General features: G+C 36.5%; 2 protein-coding genes. Both read left to right on the forward strand.

Going from position 1 to position 2,603, the window contains the following annotated elements:
• The first annotated feature begins 45 nt into the window (after positions 1-45).
• Complete coding sequence (gene abc-f, locus VNJ50_RS05535; protein WP_243548489.1) at positions 46-1,632, forward strand: ribosomal protection-like ABC-F family protein; 1,587 nt, start codon at positions 46-48, stop codon at positions 1,630-1,632.
• Positions 1,633-1,805: 173 nt separating this feature from the next.
• Complete coding sequence (locus VNJ50_RS05540; RefSeq protein WP_325579828.1) at positions 1,806-2,480, forward strand: hypothetical protein; 675 nt, start codon at positions 1,806-1,808, stop codon at positions 2,478-2,480.
• The last annotated feature ends 123 nt before the right edge of the window (positions 2,481-2,603 follow it).

The raw sequence follows: 2,603 nt of genomic DNA on the forward strand, positions 1-2,603 counted from the left end.
AAAAATTGGGTTCCCACTTTTGTTAAACTCAAAAAGAAATTAATTATGCTTACGATTCAAAATTTATCCTATTCACATCCCAATAAAAATACGCTGTTTACTAATTTAAGTATGACAGTAAACCAATCCGATAAAATTGCATTAATTGGCAATAATGGCGTTGGAAAATCCACTTTGTTAAAACTTATCGCTAAGGATTTAAAACCTGATGAAGGTCAAATTACTTCCCAGGCTAAACCTTACTATATTCCTCAAATTTTCGGTCAGTTTAATAAGTTAACCATTGCACAAGCCTTACAAGTTGAAACTAAGCTCAATGCTTTACACAAAATTTTAAGCGGAAGTGTAGATGAAAAGAATTATAGTCTTTTAAATGACGATTGGACAATAGAAGAAAAATGTCAAGAAGCCCTAAGCTATTGGGATATATCTGATTTATCACTATCTCAAAAATTGAGCGAATTAAGTGGAGGACAAAAAACAAAAGTCTTTCTTGCTGGTTTATTTATTCATCAACCATCATTTGTTTTATTAGATGAACCCAGTAATCATCTGGACAAATCCAGTAGAGACTTACTATACGATTTCGTTCAAACTTCAAGAGCAACTTTTATAATCGTTAGCCACGACCGAGAGTTACTTCAATTATTAAATCCTATTTATGAGCTCAACAGAAATGAAATTAAAGTTTATGGCGGAAACTATGAATTTTATAAGGAGCAAAAAGAAATTGAACAAAATGCTTTAAGCCAAGATATTCAGAGTAAAGAAAAAGCACTTAGAAAGGCAAAAGAAAAGGAGCGAAAAACAATTGAACGACAAAATCGTTTGGATAGTCGTGGAAAAAAGAAACAGGAAAAAGCAGGTGTTGCCCGAATTATGATGAACACATTACGAAACAATGCCGAAAACAGCACATCAAAAATGAAAAGTGTTCACACTGAAAAAATCGGTAGTGTTTCACAGGAATTGCAGGAACTACGTTCTTCGTTGCCAGACATTGACAAAATGAAATTCGGCTTTGACAATTCTGCATTGCACAAAGGCAAAATTCTATTTACGGCTAATGACCTCAATTTCAGTTACGACACACAACCGCTTTGGACAGAAAACCTAAATTTTAAAATCACAAGTGGCGAACGCATTGCTTTAAAAGGCAAAAACGGTTCAGGTAAAACAACCTTGATAAAACTGATTTTAGGCAACATAGAACCACAAACAGGAAAAGTTTACAGAGCAGACAACAAATCGGTTTATATTGACCAAGACTATTCGCTGATTGACGACAAACTGAAAGTTTACGAACAAGCCGAACAATTCAATACTTCGGCATTACAGGAACACGAAATCAAAATCAGGCTTAACCGATTTTTGTTTACCAAAGAAGATTGGGACAAATCTTGCAACGCTTTGAGTGGCGGAGAAAAAATGCGTTTAATGTTGTGTTGTTTAACAATCAATAATCAATCGCCTGACATTATTATTTTGGACGAGCCAACCAACAATCTGGACATACAAAACATTGAAATCTTGACAAGAGCTATTAACGAATATCGGGGGACATTGATTGTGGTTTCGCACGATGAAACCTTTTTAGAGCAGACAAACATAGAACGGACAATTCAACTCTGACAAAAGTACAGCCGCTAACATCGGTTTTGCGTCAGGCGGGGGGACGTTCTCCGTATGAAAATTTGTGCTAAATTTGAACTGTGGTTCTTCGTATCAAGTGCAGTGCTAAAAATCCCGCCCGAACGCAAAGCCGCGAACCGTTAGCAACAATTACAAAAAAACCTGACAAACGTATGAGACATCTGATTATCCTATTAAGTATTTTGACCTTGACTTCTTGTGGAGCGAATAAACATCTTGCGTCATCCACCACAACGGTAACTGAAATTAATAACGTTGATTATTTTCAACCGTTATCCTATATCCAGTTTATAGAAAAGGGTAACAAAGCTATGTTGAGCGATTCTCTTTCTGAAGTTGTCTCCAAGAACCTGAGTTTGCTTCTTGACAAGAATAAAACGACACTTAGGCTTGACAAGGAGATTCCCTTCGTGAACGACACCATTAAAGTAAAGGTGGAAGATGAATTAGCGTATCTTGTAAGAGTTATCACTCAACGGAAGAAACTTAGCGGAATCCCTTTACCCCACACGATTGACTCAATTTTAAAAAATAACAATCAACGGTTTGCCCTCGCAACCATCGCAACAGGTTTTGGACGAAGAAAAGGAAATTATGGTGGACAAGTTGCAAAAGGAGCAGCCGTAGGCATATTGACATTAGGCATGTTTGTACCGACACCTATAAAATCTAATCTAACTTTGTACGCTTTTATATTTGACGCTGAAAAAGATGAAATCACGTATTATAAAAAATCCATGCCCGTTGAAAAAGAACCAACAGATGAACAAGTAATGAACAAACAACTTATAAAATTATTTAATGGCTATCTTTACGACAAAAAGTAACTGTTGCTAACAAACATATTGGCAATAGGCGGGCTGAAGTGCATCTATCGGGCGAAAGGTACAAGGTTGAGCTTACGTTCTTCGATTGGGCTTTGGTACTAAAATCCCCGCCCATCGCCAATA

The organism is Gelidibacter sp., from assembly GCF_035577925.1.
Lineage (GTDB): Bacteria > Bacteroidota > Bacteroidia > Flavobacteriales > Flavobacteriaceae > Gelidibacter.

Coding starts and splice junctions, on each gene's coding strand:
- abc-f (WP_243548489.1), top strand. CDS start 46: ATGCTTACGATTCAAAATTTATCCTATTCACATCCCAATAAAAATACG.
- VNJ50_RS05540 (WP_325579828.1), top strand. CDS start 1,806: ATGAGACATCTGATTATCCTATTAAGTATTTTGACCTTGACTTCTTGT.